The following is a 20903-nucleotide window of genomic DNA, read 5'->3' on the forward strand; positions in this document are numbered from 1 at the left end:
CCTGAGCCACGCCACCAGTCCTTCTCACTCCGTGAGGCATCGGAGCCGGTCGACCACATACGGGCCGTATTGGAAGGCTGTGCCCAGCCGTTCGATTCGGCCGTAGGACTTGAGGGACAACTGCGCCCAGGACTGGTACAGCGCGTTCAGCAGGAATCGGAACGCCAACTCCGAGCACACCGTCAGAGCGCACCTTCTCAGCGCCTCCTGTGTCGGCGCGAGTGGCATGTGGAGGTCGGATCGCCCTTGGTCGAGCAGGTCGATCAGCTCCAGTACGTCTGCCGTCAAACGGCGGTGCTGTGACGCTGCCACGGTCCTCCCGTCCGGCACGCACCCGGGGTGCGCCGTGCAGTCCTGATCCGAAGCACCACGCCCCCGGGCGAGTGTCGTAACCGCGCCCAGTAGCTGCTCGATCCAGGCGCGTTCGGCTCCCCGGATTTCCGGGGAGCCGCCGCCCGACGGGTCTGTCGCGCGCCAGAGAAGATTGAGCTCGTCTCCGGTCAGCGCAGAGTCCCGCAGCAGCAGGATGTCCTCGATGAGCAGAACGAGGCCCGCAGGGTCGCCTTCCGCGCCCAGATAGGCCCGAACATGGTCGAGCGCGTCATCGGCGGTCAGGTACCAGTCTCCGTGGAAGGAGGCGCCGAGCCCTGTGATGCCGAAGTCGAAGTCCACCCAATCCTGCTGAGCTGCGGGGTCGTGCATGAGGGAAGACTCCTTTACGGCACCATAGGATAAGAGGTCTTTACGTAGAAGCCACCGGGTTTTGCCTTTGCATCAACAACAAGCGTGACGGTGAATCTGTTGCTGGAATTTGGATAATAGTTACCCAGGTGATCTACGTAATCACCGAGAGATCGTGTTCCGTAGACACCTTCGAGCGTAAGCTCTCTGTTGCCTCCCTGGCCCGCCTTCTTGACCCACTTACCGATCTTTTCCGCGTTCTTCGCGTAGAGCTGATCCACTGCGTCCTGAGCGACTTTCGCGTTCAACCAGCGGGAATTTGGTGTCGGACGGCCGTACTTTTCCGTCTTTTCCCTTGCGAGTACCGCCATTCGATCGGTGGACACGTTGACATGGTCACGGAGGGTGTGTGCCTTGTCATCTCCGAACTGGCGTGCGGCTCGTGTCAGATCCTGGCAGTTGTGGACCAGGACGGGGGTCTTCCGGGCCAGTACGTAGTACGTGTGGAGGTCGTTGACCGTCAGGTCGTAGGCGGGCTGGAACTTGTTCCGATAGGAGATCTTCGCGATCCGGGCGGTGTCGCCCGACGCAGTGCGCAGGGTATCGCCGACGTTGAGGCTGGCAGCGTCGGTCCACTGGCGACGATTCTCGGCCCAGAACGGGTGGTGGGCGGTTGCCGTGAGCGAGCCGCCACCGGCGGTGTCGTCAAGGGTGATGTCGGTGAACTCGCTGTCGTCGGGGGTGTGGATGGTCGCCTCAACGCGGCGTGCTCTGGATGTTCCCGTGACGGGATCGGTGGCCTGGACCACATCGCCGACCCTGACGGTCTCGATGGAACGGGAGGATCCGTCGCCCATGAGTACAGGCGTGCCGGCCGGGAAGCTGTGCTTCTTCGCTGCGCAGCTTATGAGGTCGTCGATCCTCTTTCCTGCGCCCTTGAGTGTGTCCCAGAGCGATTCCGCCTTGCTGTACCACTTCTTCCCCTTGACCAGGTAGGCGCCCCAGCCGAGGAATGGAATAGCAGCGCCGCAGGACCATGCCGCGTCGGTGTACTTACTGGAGTCCCCGAAGGCGAGTCCTTCCAAGGCGTAGTTGATGCAGTTGCCGATGTCGAAAATCTCACCGAAGACGGGGACCCCACCGAGGAGGTCGGCTCCGATGTGGAGCATCTCCGCCTTCAGGCGCAGCTTCTCCAGAGGCGTGAGCGACAGATACCAGGTCAGCGCCTCCTTGGAAGCCAGCTGGAGGAAGTCGGACGTGTACTCCACACCGGCCTTGTACTTCTCCTTCATGTCCTGGTATTTCCCGAAGGCCTTCTCCCACCAGGTCTCTTCGTTCGCCCGCGCCTGTTCGGCGAGGTACTTGTCGAGGTGATTGCGGTAGGTGGCGGCTGCAGCGTTCGCGTCCAGGCCGGCGTTGATGGCCGACTGGCGTGCCGCCTCGGCGGCAGCGTACGCATCGGCGGCGTAGTCGCGGGCAAGGCTCGCGCTGGACTCGGCCCAAGCCGCGGAGGCGGTGGCGTTGTTGGCGCTGACCTGGGCCTGCTCCTGCGCGTTGCGCGCGCTGGCCGCATGTTCGGCGGCCTTCTTCGCGGAGGCTTCGGCCTGGTTGGCGGATGTCGCGGCCTGACTTGCGTAACCGGCGGCGCTATCGGCGTAGGCCTGGGCCTGCCGGGCGTACTCGCTGGCTTCGCCGGACGCGTCTTGCGCAGTGGCGGCGGTCTTCAGGGCCTCGGCGGCCCGCTGCTGGGCGAGGGCGGCTGTCTGTGCGGATCCGGCGATGATGTTCTGGATCTGCGCGACGTGGCCGGCGTTTGTCTGGTCCCGGCGTGCCGCCTTGTACTGGCCGGTCTGGACGAACGTGTGCAGGGCCGCGACGGGGCCCTCCATCGCGATGTCGGCGTAGGCCTTCACTTCCGGCCCCGCGGTCTCGGCCAGGCGAGCCACGGTGACACGGTCGTCGCTGTCACGAGCGGTGTACTGAACGGTGGTGAGGAAATCAAGGAGAGGCTGGTAGCCGGTGCCGTTGAGGGCGGCGTCCGAGGCCTTCTTGACGGCCGGCCCGCCGGTGTTTCCGATACGGGCGACCTCTACCCGGTAGTCGGAGGCGGCCGCGGTGTGCTGACCGTCCACGAGGAAGGCATGGATCTGGTCTGCCGTTCCCCCCAGCGCAGTCTGCGCGGCCTTGCTCACCGCAGCATAGGGCGACTCGTCGGCAAGCCTTCGGACCTGGTCGCGTTCGTCCTGCTGCTCCGAGATTCGCCAGCCGCTACGGGCGTAGTCGACGACCACGGCGTCCGGGGCGGCGAGGGCGCTTTCGGCAGCGGCCCGGCTCCACGGACCCCGGGTCTGCAATGCGGCCAGGGCCATCTTCCGGCCCGCCACGGCGATCTGGGCAGGGTCGGCGGACGGCTGCGCGGCGTCCTGAGCCAGGCGGGCGAATTCAGCCTGGAGCGTGTCCGCGTCGGTGCCGGCCTTCTTCTCCTCGGCCAGGGTCCTGTCGTATGCGACCTTGAGGTCCTTGGCCTGGTTGATGCCAGTGGCCTTACGGGCGACGAGTTCATCGGCCTCGGTTTTGCGGGCCTGGTCGTGGATCTCCTGGGCCTTCTTCACCGCAGCCAGGGCCTCGTTGGCGCGCGCGAGTGCCGCTTCGGCATGGGCCTTGGACTCTGCGGCCGCCTCCTTGGAGCCGGCCGCGTGCTGACCGGCCTTCATGGCGGCATCAGCGGCGTTGCGAGCGTGAGTGGCGGACGAGCGTGCTGCATCGCGTGCCGCGCGGGCCTGGCGTGCCGCTTCGGCCGCGTGGCCGGCGGCCTTGTCCGCGGCGCGGGTTGCCTCCCCCGCGTGGCGGCGGGCGGCAGCTGCGGCCTCGCGGGCCTCCGCGGCGGAACCGCCGGCTTCCTCGTTGTACCTGCCGGCTTCCTCCGCAGCAGCGGCAGCGGCAGTCGAGTTGGCGGTCGAGGACGCAGCAGCCCTGGCCGAGGCGGCCGCGGCGTCACCGGAGATCGCTGCGCGTTCCGCGGCGGTGGCTGCGGCATCGGCGGCGTCGGCGGCCTGCCGGGCGCGGGCGGCGAGCGCCTCGTCGCGCTGGCCCGCTGCCGCATGAGTGAGCGCCTTCGCCGCGGCATCCGCGGCCCCGGACGCGGCACGGGCGGCCGCACTGGCCGCCGCCGCGGCGACCTGGGCCGCGGCGTTCGCGGCCCGTGCGGCGGAGATGGCCGCCTGCGCGGCCTGGGCCGCGCGCCGGGTGGACTCCGCTGCGCGGCGGGCTGCCTCGGCGGCTCGGGCGGCGTCCTTCTTGGCCGCCGCTGCCTCGTCCCTGGCCCGTTCGGTTTCCTTCTTGGCCAGGAGGGCGAGCGCGATGGCCCGGTCGGCGGCCTCCTTGGCGGCCTTGCTCTCCCGGTCCGCCGCGTCGCCGGCGTCCTTGGCCTGCTGGGCGAGTTCGGTGACCGAAGCGTGTTCCTGGTCCTGGGCCCTGGCCGCGTGCTGGCCGAAGCTGAGGAACTCGCGAACGTCCTCGATCGAACCGTTGAGGGCTGCGGTGGCAGCGGCGCGGACCTTCGCCCCGCCCGCCGTTTCGATCTGCGCGACGCGGACGCGTGCGTCGGAGTCGCGCTTCTTGTACTGCCCCTCACTCAAAAACCGGCGGACGGCTTCGATGTCGGCGTTCAGGGCCGCGTCGGCCTCCGCCTTGACCGCCTTGCCGCCGGCCTCGCCGATCCGCGCAGCCTCGACGCGCTGGTCCTGTTCGAGGGGCTTCTTCCATCCCTCTTTCAGGAAGGCGTCCAACTGCTCCGGAGTGCCCGCGAGGGCCTGCTCGGCAGCCTTGCGCACCCCTGCACCGGCTTCGGCCACGACCTGGAGCGCGGCCTCGCGGTCGTCCAGATTCTCTGCGAGGGCTCGGCCCTTGTCGAGGAACGCACGGATGTCCGCGTCCGACCCCGTCAGGGCCGCTCCGGCGGCCGCCTGAGTCGCCGGACCACCGGACTTCCAGAAGGCCATGGTCCGTCCCCGGTCACTGACCGTGGGCTCCGCGGCCGCTGCGACCGGTGCCGCGGACACCAACCCCGTCATGAGGGCCATGGGTAGAAGGCCGCCGCCCAGCACCCGGGTTGCTGGTCTCCGCCTCCCCGCCCACCAGGTTCGGCTCAGTTTTTGACGCACGAAAAAGTTCCCCTAACGGCTGTGAGTAGTCGCAGGAACATGCGCAGGGCACACCAAGCCACGGTGATGGGTGGTGCGGCGTCATCGCCCCCATGCGCACGGCCAGCAGGGCTGCTGCCGCCCGCGGCGCTCCCCAGGCCGGGTGGCAGCAGCCCGATCCGGTTCTGAATACCGGTGCGGCTCTGCGTAGTCGGAGGGGAAGACCCTGCGGAATACCGGAGGGTTGTACGTGGCTGCGGAACTATTTCGCGGAGTTCGATCAGGGCGCAGATTTGTCCGATATTGATGCTATATAAACTCCACGTCTGCACACCGGTTACCAAGCCGTACGAAGGCGCGGCTATCCTGCTCGGCGGCCCCCCAGGCGATCACTGCGACCACAACGATGCGGTCCAGTCCCTCGGTGTTCGGCAGCGCTGAACACCGTTCAAGTCACCCCCCACTCACCGGGGGTGAGCTAATGAAAGCGAATTCATAGCATTGCGCACACGCTGGTGGCTGCCCACCGCCACCGCGGCAGTCCTCCTGGGGACCGCGACATCTCCGGCCCTGGCTGCCGGAGAGCCGGCAGCCAACGCCGGCGCCCCGTACGTCTTCGAGGACGGTTCCTATCCTGGAAGCGACCAAGTTCTGGCCGACACCGGCGCCAAGCTGATCCGCGGCGACGGGAACATCAGCTACGTCTCATGCAATGACCCCCACCAGATCAAGGTGTGGGCCCGCGACCTGAAGCTGCCGGACGAGCGGATGTGCTTCTCGGCTCCGCGCGGCACCGGGTACCTGACCGTGTCCATCCCCGGCGCGTACCGGATCCAGACCTACGAGCGGTCGGTCAAGGCCGACATCTCCGTCAAGGACCAGACCCAGAGCGTCGACGTCGCTTCGAACAGCAGCAAGGGCTTCGGCGAAGCGGGCGCGGACCCCTCCGCGGCCGTGTTGCTGGAGCTGCGGGTCACCGGCACCACCAGCACCACGCCTGTGGGTGTATCCGTCGACATCAGTGGGCTCGCGTTCAGCGGCAAGCTCACCATCGGTGACGCGAAGCGCTCCTGCTCCGCGACGCTGGTCGACCCGCAGTGGGTCGTCTCCGCGAAGAGCTGCTTCGCTGACGACCCGGCGAAGAGCAACACGGTGGCCGCTGGTGCTCCGAAGGACAAGACGACTGTCGTGGTCGGCCTGCGCGAGCTGTTCCTCAAGGGTGGCCACACCAGCGATATCGTGGAACTGGTCCCGCACCCCGACCGTGACCTGGTCATGGCCCGGCTCGACAAGCCGGCCACCGCCATCACGCCGGCCATCGCGCCGGCCACTCTTTCCCCTACCGCCCCTGCTTCGGGCCAGCCTCTGACCGTCGCAGGTTTCGGACGGACCAGGAGCTCGTGGGTTCCCACGTCGCGCCACGACGGCAGCCTCACGGCCGGGGCGGTGGAGACGACGGGCTTCGACCTCGCGGCGAAGACTCCCGATGACGCGACCGTCTGTGCGGGCGACGCCGGCGCTCCAGTGGTGCGCCAGGTAGGCGTTCGCGAGTACGCGCTCGTCGGCATCGTCAGCAAGTCCTGGCAGGGCGGCTGTCTGGGCAGCCCTGAAACCCGCACCGGTGGGTTCGCGACCCGGATCGACAACATCGGCCAGTGGCTCCAGCAGACCCGCGCACTCGCCCCCGGCTGGAAGACCGAGACCCTCGTCCAGACCAGCGCCGGCCTCTACCAGGGCATCCGTCTGACCGACGGCTCCTGGACCGGCTTCACCGACGTCCAGGCCAAGGCCGGCGACATCAAGGGTGTGCGGTCCGCCGCGGCCGCGGGCATCAACGCCGACACCCATGTCGTGGCCCTCGGCGGTGACGGCATCATCCACCACACCGTCCGCAAGGCGGACGGCAGCTGGTCGAACTTCGGCGACATCGGCGTCGTCGCCGGGGTCCTCGGCAACGTCACCCAGGTCTCGGCCGTCTCCGTCGGCAACGACCTCCACGTCGTGGCCGTCGCCGACGGGAAGATCTTCCACACCATCCGCAACTCCACCGGCAACTGGTCCCGCTTCGGCGACCTCTCCGGCGCCGCCGGACCGATCGGCACCGTCACCGCCGCCGCCACGGCCAGCGTCGGGGGCGAACTGCAGGTCATCGCGGTCAACGGGGGCAAGGCGTTCCACACCGTCCGCAACACCGCCGGACAGTGGAGCGCCTGGGGCAACATCGCCCAGGCAGCCGGCACCACCGGCCCCATCACTGCTGTCAGCATGGCCGGCACCGGCGGCGACGCGCAGATCGTCATCGCCACCGACAACGGCACCCGCCAGTACCACGCCATCCGCAAGGCCGACCGCACCTGGGACGCGTTCGGTGACCTGAAGGACGCCCTCGGTTCGGTCACCGTCAAGTCCCTGGGCGCCGCCCGCGTCGACGGTGACCTCCAGCTGACCGCCGTCACCTCCGACAACAAGCTCCTCCACGTCATCCGCCGGGCCGACCGCACCTGGTCCCCGGTTACCACGGTCAACGTCCAGGGCGTCACCGGAAACCTCGGCACCACCGCGGTCACCGGCACCCTCTGACCCCCGGAAGCGCACACACGAGCCGAAGAGCCGTGGGGCCCGGTGCCGTCAGGCTCCGGGCCCCACGGGGACGTCGATACATGGCTGGAGCAGGGGCCGGACCTGCTCGGTCCTTCCGAAGCTCCCGACCCCGCCCCCCTACAACCTGCTCAGCGACGCCGCCGCGAACAGGACGTCGCGGATGGCCTCGCGGTCGCCGTGTTGGCCCACCGCCGCCTCCTCCGGGGAGATGTGGCCCGCGGCCAGCTGGCAGAACTCGATGCCGTCCAGGGCGATCTCCGCGACCGTCCGCTGCGGCGACGGCTTCGCTCCCGGCGAGTCCAGCGCGATGTCCCAGCCGCCGCCACCCGCGCCCTCGATCTCCAGGTGCAGGGTCCGCCCCGGCGCGCCCGCCGCGACCAGGCCCCGCGCCGGGGCCGCCAGACCCGCACGCCTGCGTTGCGCGAGCGCACCCGGCAGGAGCCGCGCCGCCAGGTCGATCATCCCGTGCAGGTGCGGCCCGGACGGCGGCTCGTACGGGTAGTCCACCGCCTCCGCGATGTCCCAGGCGTGCACCCAGCACTCGAAGGCCCGTTCAAGGAACGCGTCCTCCAGCGGCAGCGCGAAGCCCCCGTAGTCCACGGCCAGCTCGGCGACTCCCCGGCCGGCGAAGGAGACCGTACGCACCAGGGTGTGGCCCTGTTCCCGCCACGGGTCGCGGACCCGCCGCGTGACCGGGTACGCCGACGCACCCCAGAAGTGCTCCGTCCGTACGGTCGGACCGCCCTTCGGCGCGTCCGGACCCAGCGGGTCGTCCAGCCCGAGCGCCGAGGCGATCAGCCCGTCCACCGTCAGCAGATGGCCGATCACCCCCCGCCACCGTGGTCCGCTGCGACCGGCGCCGCTCCTCCTCGAACCATTTCAGCCGCACCGGGGTGTGCCACTCCGAGTCCCCGAAGTCCTGCAGCAGCGCGTCGAGGCGGGCGGTCTCCGTGTCGTACGGACTCGCCCACACCGGCACCGGGATGCGGGCGGGCCGCTTGCCCAGGCAGTCCTCCAGGACGCGCGAGCGCAGCAGCGGTTTCAGGTCGAGGTTCTCCTCCGGGTGCAGCAGCCCCACCGCGTCGCGCAGTCGCAGCGCCTCCTCCGCGCAGGGCGCGCACTCGGTGAGGTGGTCCTCCACCGCCTGGGTCTCCTCGGCCGAGCAGGCCGCCAGTGCCCAGGCCCCGAGCAGGGACTTCAGTACGGCGTGCGAGGGCGGCGGCGACGGCTCGGGCACCGGCTCGCGAACCGGGTACGGGTCCGGTCCCGGGGCCGTACCCAGGTCCGGCAGCGGCACCGGCGGCAGCGACTTCGGCGCATGCCCCGGATCGAGGTCGTCGGCGGGCCCGCGCGGGCCCGGTATCCGCGCCTGGCCGCCGGGACGCTCGTATCCGTCATCGGGCGACTGGGCAGGGCCGTTCATCGAGTGGTTCCATATCCGGACTGGGCGGTTTCCTCCTGCGGGAGGGCGTTGGCGGTCGACAGCAACTGCAGGCCGAGCCGCAGTCGGCGGCGCGCCTCGTCCTCGCTGATCTGCAGGTCGGCGGCGGCCTGCCGGTAGTCGCGCCGCTTGAAGTACGCGAGTTCCAGCGCGGCGCGCAGGGGCGCGGGCATCGAGGTGACGATGTAGTCGGCGCGGGCGGCCGCGTTGGCGCTGCGCACCTTCTGCTCCAGTTCCTCGCGGGAGCCTCGCCCCAGTTCGGCCTGGCGCAGCCGGGCCACTGCCTGGCCCTGGGTGATCCGGGCGACCCAGGAGCGCATGGAGCCCTGCTTGGGGTCGTAGGCGTCGGGGTTCTCCCAGATGTAGCCGAAGACCTCTCGGGTGATCCGGTCCGCGGCCTTCTCGTCTCCCAGCACCCGGTGGGCCAGGCTGTGCACGAGCGAGGCGAAGCGGTCGTACAGTTCCCCGAGCGCGGCGGCTTCGCCACGAGCGAGCCGCTGCTGCATGCGGCGGTCCCAGCGCGGTGGTGCGTCCTTCGGCATGAATGCCCCCAGCCGTGTGTCGACGCATCGAATGTAGTGGGCACATGGCGGATCGCGCCTGTTTTGGGAGAACCTCACCCTTGAAGTGCGCCCTGCGTGATAGGGGCGTGGCAGGGTGTGAACGATGGTACGGCCGAGGGCACATGGGGACAGGTGTACGCGCCCCACCGCGCTCCCCGTGCGCGGGTTCGATGCGCACGCCTCCTTGACCGCTTCGCTTAACGCGCCGGCCACGTAGGCCTTACGCTCCTGCCTTGTCTTGATCTGAACCCCACTGCACACGTGAAGGCGGAACGCCGAATATGGAAAGCGCAGAATACGAGCGCAAGATCGCCGCCCGATTCGCCACCTTCGACCAGGACGGGTCCGGCTACATCGACCGGGAGGACTTCAGCGCGGCCGCGAAGGCCGTCCTGGCCGAATTCGGCACCACCGCCCGGTCGGACAAGGGCCAGGCCGTCTTCGCGGGCGCCGAGGCCTTCTGGCAGGGCATGGCGGGCATCGCGGACGTCGACGGGGACCAGCGGGTCTCCCGGGAGGAGTTCATCACCGGGGCCGCGAAGCGGCTGCGCGACAACCCGCAGAGGTTCGCGGAGATCGCGCGGCCGTTCCTGCGGGCCGTGATCGCGGTGGCGGACCAGGACGGCGCCGGCGCGACCCCGCCGAACGCGGCCCGGGTCCTGCGCGTCCTGGGCACGGCCCCGGAGCTGGCCACCCAGGTCGCGGAAGCCCTGGACACGGACGGCGACGGCCGCATCTCGGAGGACGAGATCCTGGCCGCCTTCGCGGGCTACTGCGGCGTGGAAGCCCCCGACGCGTAGCGCCTGCGGCACGCTCGGCAGGTCACGGCGGGGCCCCGGCCCCGCCCCCGGCCACAAACGGCCGGGCCGAACCGCTCGGCGCGGCCCGCCGACCCGGCCGGGCCGGACCGCCCGGTGCGAGGCGCGCCGGCCCCGTGCGGGCCGGCTGCCGGGGCCGCTGCCCCGCGCCTCAAGCGTCGGCGAGGCTGATACTGGCTGCCCTACGCGAAGACCACCGTGCGGGCGCCGTTGAGCAGCACGCGGTGCTCGCTGTGCCATTTCACCGCACGCGCGAGCGCCTGGCACTCCACATCGCGCCCGATGGCCACCAGCTGGTCCGGCGTCACCTCGTGGCCGACGCGCTCGACCTCCTGCTCGATGATCGGCCCCTCGTCGAGGTTGGCCGTCACGTAGTGCGCGGTCGCGCCGATCAGCTTCACGCCGCGCGCGTGCGCCTGGTGGTACGGCTTCGCGCCCTTGAAGCTCGGCAGGAACGAGTGGTGGATGTTGATGATCCGCCCGCTCAGCTCGGTGCACAGCTTGTCGGACAGCACCTGCATGTACCGCGCGAGCACCACGAGGTCGACGTTCTCGGCGCGCACGAGCTCCAGCAGCTGCTCCTCCGCCGCTGCCTTCGTATCCTTGGTCACCGGGATGTGCACGAACGGGATGTCGTACGAGCCGACCAGCTCGGTGAAGTCGGTGTGGTTGGAGACCACGGCCGCGATCTCGACCGGCAGCGCGCCGATGCTCGAGCGGAACAGCAGGTCGTTCAGGCAGTGCCCGAACCTGGACACCATGAGGATGATCCGCATGCGCTCCTCGGAGCGGTGGATCTGCCAGTCCATCCTGAACGAGTCGCCGATCGCCGCGAAGCTGGCGCGCAGTTTCTCGACCGTCACCGGGGGCTCGGCCTCGAAGTGCACCCGCATGAAGAAGAGCCCGGTCTCGCGGTCTCCGAACTGCTGGCTGTCCACGATGTTGCATCCGGTCATGAAGAGGTAACTCGACACGGCATGCACGATGCCCTGCTTGTCGGGGCAGGACATGGTCAGGACGTACTGGGGCTGGGCCTGGGCCTCGTTGTGCGGGTCGCTCATGACCGCACAGCCTTTCACACCACGCGGGTGAGGATCCTCAGCACATCCAGCGAGGTGGGCCGCACGTCGGGGTCGTCCCCGTCCGCCTCCGCCAGCCGTACGTGCGCCTCGCGCGCGGCACGTACCGCCTCGGGCCACGCATGGTGCTCCAGGTAGGCGGAGACGGGGGCGTCGGGCCCGACCTGGTGGAGGATGCGCAGGACGCGCAGCACGGCGAGGTCGACGAGGGTGGCCTCCTGCGAGTCGCGGAAGATCGTGCCGACGTACTTCTCGGCGGACCAGCTGTCGAGCCAGGTGTCCTCGACGAGCCGGTACACGGCGTCGGTGACGTCGCCGTACGCCTCGTCGCCGGTCAGCCAGGTGTCCTCGTGGAAGGCCGGATCGGAGAGCATGTGCAGCGCCGAGCGCACGTTGCCGCGCCAGCGCCACCACGGCATGTCATTGAGGGGCATGCCGCCCATGGTGGAGGAGCGGCCGCCACGGCGGGAAGAGTTCTTCGAACCTTGGGCGAATGTCACGCTTGCGATCGTACGTTCCTGGTCAGCGCGATCTTGAGGCGCCCGGGGCAGGAGGGCACCCCTGTAATTCACCTGGACGTCACCGGGTGTTGTGTCCATCTCACTCGACAGTTACCGGTGGGGCGGAATGGTGCATGGACATGACCATCTCGCGACGCGCCGTATCCCTCTCCCGCACCTTGGTGGCCACGGCGATCGGTACGTGCCTGATCGCCGGATGCGGGGCGCTCCCCGGGGGCTCGGGGGGCTCCGGGGGGACCGTCACCGTCATGACCTTCGCCCCGGAGGACACCAAGGCGACCAACATGCCGGGCATGACCGGCATGGCCAAGGCCTACGAGCGCTGGGTGAACTCCAAGGGCGGGATCAACGGTTACAAACTGCGCGTACTGACCTGCAACGAGAAGAACACGCCCACCGGCGCCGCCGACTGCGCCCGCAAGGCCATCGCTGAGAAGGCCGTCGCCGTCGTCGGCTCCTACAGCCAGCACGGGCGCGCCTTCATGGCCCCGCTGGAGGCGGAGGGCATCCCCTTCATCGGCGGCTACGGAGTCTCCTCGGAGGAGTTCCAGTCCCCCCTGTCCTACCCGGTGAACGGCGGCCAGCCCGTCCTCATCGCCGGCGCCGGCCACCAGCTGGGACGCGCCTGCGACCAGGTCGCCCTGGTCCGCCCCGACACCCTCGTGGGCGACGCACTGCCGGTCCTGCTCAACGCCGGGCTGCGGGCCAACAAGATGACCGACGCCGCCGACATACGGGCCGCCGAGGACTCCGCGGACTTCGGACCGCAGGCCCGCGAAGCCCTCACGCACACCAGCGGCACCGGCAAGGAGAAGGAGAAGGACAAGGACAAGGGCTGCGTCACCGCGGTCCTCGGCGAGCGCACCGAGACCTTCTTCGACGCCTTCCGCCGGACCGACGCCCAGCGCAAGAAGCCGCAGATCTCCTCCGTGCTGGGCAGCGTCAGCCAGTCCCTGGTGGACCGCACGGGCGGCAAGGAGAGCCCCTTCGAGGGCGCATACCTGACCAGCTGGTACCCGGTCGCCTCCGACCCCGTCTGGGAGCCCATGCGCAAGGTCGTCACCGACTTCGCGTTCGGGGACGACACCGTCGACCCGGACGACAGCGGCGCGCAGACCACCTGGATCGCGTACACCGTGCTCGGCGAGGTCCTGAAGGGCTTCAAGAAGGACGAGGCCGTCACCGGCCGCATGGTCAAGCGGGCGCTGAACGAGGCCGAGCCGATCAGTACCGGCGGCCTCACCCCCGACCTGAGCTGGCGCTACCAGGACATGCGTGCCGTCGCCGGCTTCCCCCGCATCGTCAACGGCCAGGTCACCTTCCAGATCGTGCAGGCCGGACGGCTCGTGGCGCAGCCCGGCGAGCAGTCCCTGGACATGACCCCGACCCTGGAGTCGGCCCCGCGCACGGCCTGAACCGCGCGGCGCACGGCGCGCGGCCCGCCCCGGCCCGGATCAGAGCTGGGACTTGTCGCGCTTCGTGAGGCCGTACTTGCCGGCGATCGAGTTCCACAGGGTCGCGGCGGACTCCTTGGCCTTCGTCGCCTCGCCGCTCGACTTGTTGCCGTCGGCGGCGTTCTTGGTGACCTTGGCCTTGCCGTCCTTGCACTTGTCCTCGTCGACGTCGTCCGCCCAGGCCGCGTAGCTGTCGTCGGCGTCCCCGGAGGACTGCCAGGCCTTGGTGAGGGAGGCGGACAGTTTGACGTGGTCCGGGAGCTGGTCCAGCTTCAGCTCCTGGAGGCGGGTGACGAGCTCCTCGCGCTGACGCGCCGCATCGCGCAGGTCGGAGGCCGCCTGGTCGAGGTTGCTGCAGCCCTTGATGTCCTCCACGGCCTTGATCACCGAGGCCCGGCTGTCGTTGCTGTCCGCGAGGAGCTTGTCCAGCTGGACGGCCTGCGGGCGGGCCGGGTCGACCGGAGCCTCGCCGCCGGTGGCCGCCTTGCCGCCGCTCTCGGTCGGGGCGCCGGCGACCGCGCCGGGGTCGTTGTTCTGCGGCTTGCCGTCAGCGAGCAGCGAACCGACGCCGAGCCCGATGACGGCCAGGCCGATGACCACCGCGCCGATGATCGCGGGCGAGACCTTGCGCGCGGGCTCCGGGGGCGGCGGGGGCGGGGCGTACTGCTGCTGCGGGTGGGGCTGCTGCGGGTGCTGCGGCTGCTGCTGGAACTGCTGGTACTGCGGTTGTTGCGGCTGCGGCGGGCGGGGCTGCTGGGGCCGCCGCGGCGGCTGCCGCAGCACCGGCTCCTGGACGGGCGGCATGTGCTGGGTGTGCCCGGCGGAGTCGTTGTCACCGCGGAAGAGCCCGTCGAACCCCTCGACGGCGGGGACCGGCGGTATGTACTGCGTCGCCGCCTCCTCGTGCGCGGGAGCGGCCGGCACGGGCGGGATGTACTGGGTCGCGGCCTCGTCGTGCGCAGCCGCGGGGACGGGCGGCATGTACTGCGTCGCCGCCTCGTCGTGCGCGGCCGCCGCGGGCACCGGCGGGATGTACTGGGTGGCGGCCTCGGGCAGCGGCGGGTAGCCGTAGCCGTGCGGATCCCCCGGCCCCTCGTATCCGGGCCCGACCACGTGCCCGGAGGCGCCCTCCTGGCCGGGATAGGCCTGCGGGTAGCCGTACGCGGCGCCGGGGTGCGGTGCCTGCGGCTGTGCCTGCTCCGGGTACGCCGGATACCCGGACGCCGGGTCCGGACCCCACGGGGCACCCGGCTGGGGGGCGCCCCCTTGTCCGCTCTGCGTCACCGGGACTCCTTCTCCGACTCGCCCGACCCTACGGAACCGTCGGGTCACGCTACCCCGTCACGCACCGCCACCGTGAGACCACCCCGAACCCGGCCCACCGGTTCCGGCCCCGCTGCTAGGCCGTCACCTCCAGCCGCGCCGCGAACTCGCGTACCGCCGCCTCCTCCCGGTACGGCTCCAGTCGGGTGCGGAAGTCGTCCAGGTACTCCACCCCCCGGTTCGAGCGGAGCCCCTCCAGCAGTTCCGCCGCCTTCGTCGCCGTCAGGCAGGCCTGTTCCACCTCCCGCTGCTGCACCTGCGCCGCCGCCAGCAGCAGCAGCCCGATGGCCCGGCGGCGCTCCTTGCCCGCCGGAAGGCCCCGCAGCGCCTCCTCCGCCCGCCTGGCCGCCGCGTCCGCCTGGCCCAGGTCGCGGTGGCAGTGCGCCAGCTCGTCCGCGAGGTACGCCGCGTCGAAGTGGCGGATCCACACCGGGTCGTCGCCCGACTCCGGCTCCGCCCGCTCCAGCGCGCTCACCGCCCGCCCGGACAGCACCGCCGTCGCCCGGGTGTCCCCGAGCAGCGCGTGCCCGCGCGCCTCGGCCGCGTAGAACATGGCCTCGACCCGGGGGGTGACCTGCCCCCGCGTCCCCTCCTGTGCGGCCCGCGCCAGCTGCGCGATCTCCCGCGGGTTGCCCAGTTCGGCGGCGAGGTGGCTCATGGACGCCGCGAGCACGTAGCCCCCGTACGCCCGGTCCCCCGCCGCCTGGGCCAGGCGCAGCGCCTGGATGTAGTAGCGCTGGGCCAGACCCGGCTGGCCCGTGTCCACCGCCATGTAGCCGGCGAGCTCGGTGAGCCGGGCCACCGCCGCGAACAGGGCCCGTCCGACGGGTTCCCGGTACGAGCCGCCGATCAGCCCGGACACCACCGAGTTGAGGTAGTGCACGACCACCGGCCGCACGTGTCCGCTGCCGAAGCGGTGGTCGAGTTCCTTGAGGGCCTCGGTGGTCGCCCGGACCGCCTCGACGTCCGGCATGCCGACGCGCGAGCCGCCGCTGCGGGCCACCTGGGTGTCGGCCCCGGTGATCAGCCAGTCGCGGCTCGGCTCGACGAGCGCCGAGGCGGCCACGCTGGAGCCCGCGAGGAAGTCGCGGCGGCCGACGTCGCTGCGCCACAGCTCGCAGACCTGCTCGATGGCGCCGACGACGGTCGGGGAGAACTGCAGGCCGACGCCGGAGGCGAGGTTCTTGCCGTTGGCCATGCCGATCTCGTCGATGGTGACGGTACGGCCGAGCTTGCGCCCGAGGGCCTCGGCGATGATCCCGGGAGCCCGGCCCCGCGGCTGCTGGCCGCGCAGCCACCGGGCCACGGAGGTCTTGTCGTAGCGGAGATCGAGACCGTGCTCGGCTCCGCACATGTTCACGCGCCGGGCGAGCCCGGCGTTGGAGCACCCGGCTTCCTGGATGAGCGCCTGCAGCCGTTCGTTCGGCTGGCGGGCGACGAGAGGCCTGGCTGCCATGAAAACCCCCTGCTGACCGCGGGTGATCTGTTGGAATGATCACTTCCCGCCTGATGTGCGGAGAATCTTCCGCTCTGCGTCGTGTCGCTACCCAACTCCGGCGCCCCGGCCTCCTACGCGCCCCCACGCGTGCATCAGTGCGCCCCGTATGCAGGATCGATGCTCCGCCCGCCCCTTGGTTTACGCCCGTAACCCCGGGTGACCCGGGTAGTTGTGATGGGCGTGGAAGAGACCATCGCAGTCACGGAGACCGCACCCATCCCCAAGCAGCGCGGCGAGCAGCTGCTGGACCATGCCGTGCGGTACACGGAAGAACGGCACTGGGATGTCTTCGCCGGCACCTGGTTGGAGCCCGGGGACGGCCGCGAGCTGTGCTCCTGCGGGGCGGCGGACTGCCCGACGCCCGGCGCGCACCCGGCGGTGAAGGACTGGGCGGCGCAGGCCACCGGCAGTGCGGTGCAGGTCAGGCGGATCTGGGCGAAGCACCCGCAGGCCTCCATCCTGCTGCCGACCGGCCGGACCTTCGACGCGCTGGACGTGCCGGACTCGGCCGGATTCCTCGCACTGGCGCGGCTGGAGCGGATGGAGCGCACCCTCGGGCCGGTCACCCTCACACCCGACCACCGGATGCTGTTCTTCGTCCTGCCGGGCGCCGGCGTCAAGGTACCCGACCTGGTGCGCAAGCTGGGCTGGCCGCCGGCCACGATCGACCTGGTGGCGCGCGGCGAGGGCGAGTACGTGGCGGCGCCGCCCACCCGCTTCGGCGGCCGCGGCTCGGTCCAGTGGGCCCGGCGTCCCACGCCGACGAACCGCTGGCTGCCGGACACGGAGGAGCTGATCGACGCGCTCGCGTACGCCTGCGGGAGCGAGGCCGCTACGGACCGCAAGCGCCGCCAGGGCTGACCTGCCGCCCCGCCCCCGGCGAACCTGCGAAGCGGGGCGGAAACTGATGACATACGTAACTGCTCGGCCTCTCCCCCTCCTCCTATGGTGAAGAAGGAACGACCAACGGGGACGTAATGAGAGGCAGGCGCATGCCGGACCAGGGCGATGCGACGGGTGGGACGTACGGAACGGGTGGCGCGGCGACCGCGCCGCCCGCCGTGCGGGTGGAAGGCCTGTGGAAGCGGTTCGGGGACCAGGTGGCCGTCGCAGGAATCGATCTGGAACTGCCCGCGGGCCGGTTCATCGGCCTGGTGGGCCCGAACGGCGCGGGCAAGACGACCACGCTGTCGATGGTGACCGGGCTGCTGCGTCCGGACATGGGGCGGGTCCACGTCGCGGGGCACGATGTGTGGGCGGACCCGACCGAGGTGAAGGCGCGCATCGGCGTGCTCCCCGAGGGACTGCGGCTCTTCGAACGGCTGTCGGGGCGCGAACTGCTCGGCTACATGGGCCGGATGCGGGGGCTGCCGGGCGAGGAGACCGACAAGCGGGCGACGCAGCTGCTGGAGATCCTCGACCTGGCGGGCTCGCAGCACAAGCTGGTCGTGGACTACTCGACCGGTATGCGCAAGAAGATCGGCCTCGCGGCGGCGCTGCTGCACAACCCCGAGGTGCTCTTCCTGGACGAACCGTTCGAGGGCGTCGACCCGGTGTCGGCGCAGACGATCCGCGGGGTGCTGGAGCGCTACACGTCCTCCGGTGCCACGGTCATCTTCTCCTCCCACGTGATGGAGCTCGTCGAGTCGCTGTGCGACTGGGTGGCCGTGATGGCCGCCGGACGGATCCGTGCCGCGGGCCCGCTCGCCGAGGTACGGGGCTCCGCTCCCTCCCTGCAGGCCGCCTTCCTCGAACTGGTCGGCGCACAGGGGCGGCACACGGCCGGGGACTCGCTGGAGTGGCTCGGCGGCGGCTCCGGGGCGGGATCGCGATGACCTCGCCCGCCAACCCGGCCTCCATCGTGACGCCGTCCGCCACCGGGAGCGCGGGGACCACCGGGAGGGCCGGGGGCACCGGGGCCTCGGCCGTCCCGGCGGTCCCGCTGACCCGGATCTTCGTCCGCCTCAAGCTGTCGCTGCTGCGCAACGGCCTGAAGGGCTCCTCGAAGCGCAAGGCCGCCTACTTCGGGACGCTCGCCTTCGCCCTGGTCGTCGGCTTCTTCGTGACGCTCGGCCTGGCCCTGCTGCACGGCAACGCCCACGCGGGCACCGTCGTCGTCCTGCTGGCCTCGATCCTGGCCCTCGGCTGGGCCTTCATGCCGCTGTTCTTCCCCGCCGGGGACGAGACGCTCGACCCGAGCCGGCTGGTGATGCTGCCGCTGCGGCCGCGTGCGCTCGTACGGGCCCTGCTGGCCTCCTCGCTCGTCGGCATCGGGCCGCTGTTCACCCTGTGCCTGGCCGTCGGCTCCGTGGTGGCCGTTGCGCGCGGCGCCGCCGGCGCGGCGGCCGCGGTGCTGGCCGCGCCCCTGCTCGTGCTGGGCTGCGTCACCCTCGCGCGGGCGGTGGCCACGGCCAATGTGCGACTGCTGACCAGCCGCAAGGGGCGCGACCTGGCCCTGCTCAGCGGCCTGCTGATCGCGGTGGGCGCGCAGCTGGCCAACTTCGCCGGTCAGAGCCTGTTCCAGTCGGGCGGCCTGAGCACGCTGGAGCCCGTCGAGGCCGTGGTGCGCTGGCTGCCGCCGGCGACCGCCGTGGGCATGGTGGACTCGGCGAGCGAGGGCGCGTACGGGGTGGCGGCAGCCCAACTGGCCCTGACCGTCGCCGCCGTGGTCGCGCTCCTGTGGTTCTGGGAGCGGAGCCTGACCCGGCTGATGGTCACCCCGGACGGCTCGACCCTCGCGGCCGCCCGGCCGACGAAGGAGCGCGGCGGGAAGGGCCTGTGGTCCCTGCTGTCCGCGGACCGGACGGGCGCGGCCGTGCAGCGCACGCTGCGCTACGTCGTCCGCGATCCGAAGACCAAGGCGTCCTGGGTGACCGCGCTGGCGATCGGCCTGATCGTTCCCCTCTTCAACGCCCTCCAGGGCACGGGATCCGTCTACCTCGGCTCTTTCGGCGCGGGCATGCTCGGCATGCAGATGTACAACCAGTTCGGGCAGGACACCTCGGCGTTCTGGATGGTCGCGCAGACCATCTCCAAGACGCACGACGCGTACGTGGAGCTGCGCGCCCGGGCCTTCGCGCTGGCCCTGGTCACCGTCCCGTACACGGTCCTCGTCACCGCGGTGACGGCCGCCGTGCTCGGCGACTGGTCGGGGCTGCCGGCGGCCACGGGTGTGGCCCTGGCCCTGCTGGGCTCGATGCTCTGCACTGGGGCGCTGGCCTCGGCCCGCTTCCCGTACTCCATCCCGTCGGACGGCGCCTTCAAGAACGTCGCCCCGGGGCAGGGCGGGCTGGCCTGGGCGGGCATCTTCGCGGGGCTGCTGGTCTCGGCGGTGGTCTCGGCGCCGGTGATCGCCCTGGCGATCTGGCTCAACGTGGCCGAGCACCGGGACATCTCGTGGATCGTGCTGCCGGCCGGCATGGCCTGGGGCCTGCTGGCCGCCTGGGCGGGCCTGCGGCTCGCGGCCCCGACGGTGGCGCGCAAGCTGCCGGAGATCCTGGGCGCGGTCAGCAAGGGCTGACCACTGGCCGCCGGCCGCTGACCAAGCGACTGACAGGGCCCCGGGGCTGTTGTCATACGGCGACAGCCCCGGGGACCACCTCGTGGAGGCTGCGTCAGGGGGCTTCGGCCTTGATGCCGTCGAGGAAGGGTTCAAGGACGGCGCGCCAGGCCGTCGGCTGGTCGTAGTGGAGGTAGTGGCCGGCGTCGGGGATCTCCGCGTACTGGCCGGCCGGGAGGACGCGGACCATCTCCTGGGCCTCGGCCCGGCCCAGTTCGCCGTCCAGGCCGCGGACCACCAGCGTCGGGCAGCGGACCTGGGCCAGCTCCTCCCAGTGCGCGTCGTGGACCCAGGTCTCGCGGGCGGTGAGCATCTGGCTGCGGGAGAAGAGGGGGCGCCAGCCGTCCTGCGCCTCGTGCATGACCTCGGCGAAGAAGGCGCCGCGGCCGGGATCGGGCCGCTCCACCCGGGGATCGTCCTCGCCGAACCAGCGGCGGGCGGCGTCCTGGGTGGGGAAGGGCAGGGGCCAGTGGTGGAACCAGTCCTCCCATTCCTGCTGGGAGGCGGCCCCCAGAGCGGAGGCGCGCATATCGCAGATGACCAGGGCTTCGACGAGATCGGGGCGGCGGGCCGCGAGCTGCCAGGCGGTGAGGGCGCCCATGGAATGGCCGATCAGGGTCACGGGGGCGAGACCGAGCTGCTCGACGGCGGCCTCGGCGTCGGCCACGAAGGCCTCGCGGCCCAGGGAGGTCGGGGTGTCGGCGGGTGGGCGGCCGCTCTGGCCGTGTCCGCGCTGGTCCAGGGCCACGACGCGGTGGCGCTCGCGGAGCCAGCGGGCGGTTCCGGCCCAGTGGAAGGCGCGGCCCATCAGGCCGTGCAGTAACAGCACCCCGGGGCGGGGGTCGGGCTCGGCCTCTGCTTCGCGAAACTCCCAGGCGGCCAGGCGCACACCTTCGGCCCCTGTCACATCGACGCGCTGTACCACCGCAGATGCACCCCCTTCGCTCCCGCCAGACTATCGAACCCGTATTCGAAAACGGGTTTCTCGCCCACAACACCGCTCTTTCGAGTGACCTTGCTCAAGGATTGGCCGCCACTGCCGATGGAGATCCTTTCAACAGGGAGGCGGGCCGCTCGGGGAAGACGGTCCGAGGGGACGACCTTGAGAGCTCGGGGCTCCGGGTCACAAGGGGAGGACCGGTCCCGGCGCCGAAAGGCGCCGGGACCGACCACACCAAGCGCTGATCATTCGTACGGGTCGGGCCCCGAGGGACCACGGCTCG

General features: G+C 71.0%; 14 protein-coding genes and 1 pseudogene. 6 read left to right on the forward strand and 9 right to left on the reverse strand.

Annotated features, from left to right (window positions below):
- Nucleotides 1–24: 24 nt before the first annotated feature.
- A complete protein-coding gene (locus tag ACIQZO_RS13165) occupies nucleotides 25–702 on the reverse strand; it encodes a hypothetical protein (RefSeq protein ID WP_403624547.1) in 678 nt (225 codons plus the stop codon).
- Nucleotides 703–716: 14 nt separating this feature from the next.
- Nucleotides 717–4682, reverse strand: a complete 3966-nt coding sequence (locus tag ACIQZO_RS13170) for a polymorphic toxin-type HINT domain-containing protein (protein WP_403624550.1) — start codon at nucleotides 4680–4682, stop codon at nucleotides 717–719.
- A gap of 642 nt (nucleotides 4683–5324) precedes the next feature.
- Here ACIQZO_RS13170 and ACIQZO_RS13175 point away from each other — a divergent pair.
- Nucleotides 5325–7403, forward strand: a complete 2079-nt coding sequence (locus ACIQZO_RS13175) for a trypsin-like serine protease (RefSeq protein ID WP_403624553.1) — start codon at nucleotides 5325–5327, stop codon at nucleotides 7401–7403.
- A gap of 138 nt (nucleotides 7404–7541) precedes the next feature.
- On the opposite strand, the pseudogene ACIQZO_RS13180 reads toward ACIQZO_RS13175, so the two are convergent.
- Both ACIQZO_RS13180 and ACIQZO_RS13185 read right to left on the reverse strand, forming a co-directional pair.
- Nucleotides 7542–8847: pseudogene (locus ACIQZO_RS13180) on the reverse strand (zf-HC2 domain-containing protein).
- Nucleotides 8844–9407 carry a sigma-70 family RNA polymerase sigma factor gene (locus tag ACIQZO_RS13185; protein WP_081523132.1) on the reverse strand — a complete coding sequence of 188 codons (564 nt, stop codon included), beginning with the start codon at nucleotides 9405–9407 and terminating at the stop codon, nucleotides 8844–8846. The pseudogene ACIQZO_RS13180 and the gene ACIQZO_RS13185 overlap by 4 nt, the downstream one beginning before the upstream one ends.
- A gap of 302 nt (nucleotides 9408–9709) precedes the next feature.
- Between ACIQZO_RS13185 and ACIQZO_RS13190 the strand changes: the two genes are divergently transcribed.
- On the forward strand, nucleotides 9710–10228 hold the full coding sequence (locus ACIQZO_RS13190; RefSeq protein ID WP_403624556.1) for an EF-hand domain-containing protein: 519 nt from the start codon (nucleotides 9710–9712) through the stop codon (nucleotides 10226–10228).
- 200 nt (nucleotides 10229–10428) lie between these two features.
- Here the strand turns inward: ACIQZO_RS13190 and purU are convergent, their stop codons facing one another.
- Together purU and ACIQZO_RS13200 are read right to left on the reverse strand one after the other, a co-directional pair.
- Entirely contained in the window at nucleotides 10429–11307 is an 879-nt protein-coding gene (gene purU / locus ACIQZO_RS13195) for a formyltetrahydrofolate deformylase (RefSeq protein ID WP_403624559.1), read from the reverse strand.
- Between the two features lie 14 nt (nucleotides 11308–11321).
- Nucleotides 11322–11768, reverse strand: coding sequence for a hypothetical protein (locus ACIQZO_RS13200; RefSeq protein WP_403625027.1), 447 nt, complete (start codon nucleotides 11766–11768; stop codon nucleotides 11322–11324).
- 197 nt (nucleotides 11769–11965) lie between these two features.
- On the opposite strand from ACIQZO_RS13200, the gene ACIQZO_RS13205 reads away from it, so the two are divergent.
- Nucleotides 11966–13261 (forward strand): ABC transporter substrate-binding protein, encoded by a 1296-nt coding sequence (locus ACIQZO_RS13205; RefSeq protein WP_403624562.1) that lies wholly within the window; start codon nucleotides 11966–11968, stop codon nucleotides 13259–13261.
- A gap of 39 nt (nucleotides 13262–13300) precedes the next feature.
- Here ACIQZO_RS13205 and ACIQZO_RS13210 read toward each other — a convergent pair whose 3' ends face one another.
- Nucleotides 13301–14584, reverse strand: coding sequence for a hypothetical protein (locus ACIQZO_RS13210; protein ID WP_403624565.1), 1284 nt, complete (start codon nucleotides 14582–14584; stop codon nucleotides 13301–13303).
- 115 nt (nucleotides 14585–14699) lie between these two features.
- Nucleotides 14700–16079 (reverse strand): transcriptional regulator, encoded by a 1380-nt coding sequence (locus tag ACIQZO_RS13215; RefSeq protein ID WP_403624568.1) that lies wholly within the window; start codon nucleotides 16077–16079, stop codon nucleotides 14700–14702.
- 222 nt (nucleotides 16080–16301) lie between these two features.
- Here ACIQZO_RS13215 and ACIQZO_RS13220 point away from each other — a divergent pair, with 222 nt between their 5' ends.
- From ACIQZO_RS13220 to ACIQZO_RS13230, 3 genes are all read left to right on the forward strand, one after another.
- Entirely contained in the window at nucleotides 16302–16982 is a 681-nt protein-coding gene (locus tag ACIQZO_RS13220; RefSeq protein WP_403624571.1) for a bifunctional DNA primase/polymerase, read from the forward strand.
- A gap of 131 nt (nucleotides 16983–17113) precedes the next feature.
- Nucleotides 17114–17956, forward strand: coding sequence for an ABC transporter ATP-binding protein (locus tag ACIQZO_RS13225; RefSeq protein WP_403624573.1), 843 nt, complete (start codon nucleotides 17114–17116; stop codon nucleotides 17954–17956).
- Nucleotides 17953–19641, forward strand: coding sequence for a transporter (locus ACIQZO_RS13230; RefSeq protein ID WP_403624576.1), 1689 nt, complete (start codon nucleotides 17953–17955; stop codon nucleotides 19639–19641). Before ACIQZO_RS13225 ends, ACIQZO_RS13230 begins: the two co-directional genes overlap by 4 nt.
- Before the next feature lie 94 nt (nucleotides 19642–19735).
- Here ACIQZO_RS13230 and ACIQZO_RS13235 read toward each other — a convergent pair whose 3' ends face one another.
- Complete coding sequence (locus tag ACIQZO_RS13235) at nucleotides 19736–20605, reverse strand: alpha/beta fold hydrolase (protein WP_403624578.1); 870 nt, start codon at nucleotides 20603–20605, stop codon at nucleotides 19736–19738.
- Between the last annotated feature and the right edge of the window lie 298 nt (nucleotides 20606–20903).

The sequence above is a fragment of the Streptomyces sp. NPDC097617 genome (assembly GCF_044761485.1).
Taxonomy (GTDB): domain Bacteria; phylum Actinomycetota; class Actinomycetes; order Streptomycetales; family Streptomycetaceae; genus Streptomyces.

What these genes read in the sequence shown, in the direction of transcription:
- ACIQZO_RS13165 (WP_403624547.1), bottom strand. Translation starts at nt 702, where the DNA reads ATGCACGACCCCGCAGCTCAGCAGGATTGGGTGGACTTCGACTTCGGC.
- ACIQZO_RS13170 (WP_403624550.1), bottom strand. Translation starts at nt 4,682, where the DNA reads ATGGCCTTCTGGAAGTCCGGTGGTCCGGCGACTCAGGCGGCCGCCGGA.
- ACIQZO_RS13185 (WP_081523132.1), bottom strand. Translation starts at nt 9,407, where the DNA reads ATGCCGAAGGACGCACCACCGCGCTGGGACCGCCGCATGCAGCAGCGG.
- ACIQZO_RS13190 (WP_403624556.1), top strand. Translation starts at nt 9,710, where the DNA reads ATGGAAAGCGCAGAATACGAGCGCAAGATCGCCGCCCGATTCGCCACC.
- purU (WP_403624559.1), bottom strand. Translation starts at nt 11,307, where the DNA reads ATGAGCGACCCGCACAACGAGGCCCAGGCCCAGCCCCAGTACGTCCTG.
- ACIQZO_RS13200 (WP_403625027.1), bottom strand. Translation starts at nt 11,768, where the DNA reads ATGGGCGGCATGCCCCTCAATGACATGCCGTGGTGGCGCTGGCGCGGC.
- ACIQZO_RS13205 (WP_403624562.1), top strand. Translation starts at nt 11,966, where the DNA reads ATGACCATCTCGCGACGCGCCGTATCCCTCTCCCGCACCTTGGTGGCC.
- ACIQZO_RS13215 (WP_403624568.1), bottom strand. Translation starts at nt 16,079, where the DNA reads ATGGCAGCCAGGCCTCTCGTCGCCCGCCAGCCGAACGAACGGCTGCAG.
- ACIQZO_RS13225 (WP_403624573.1), top strand. Translation starts at nt 17,114, where the DNA reads ATGCCGGACCAGGGCGATGCGACGGGTGGGACGTACGGAACGGGTGGC.
- ACIQZO_RS13230 (WP_403624576.1), top strand. Translation starts at nt 17,953, where the DNA reads ATGACCTCGCCCGCCAACCCGGCCTCCATCGTGACGCCGTCCGCCACC.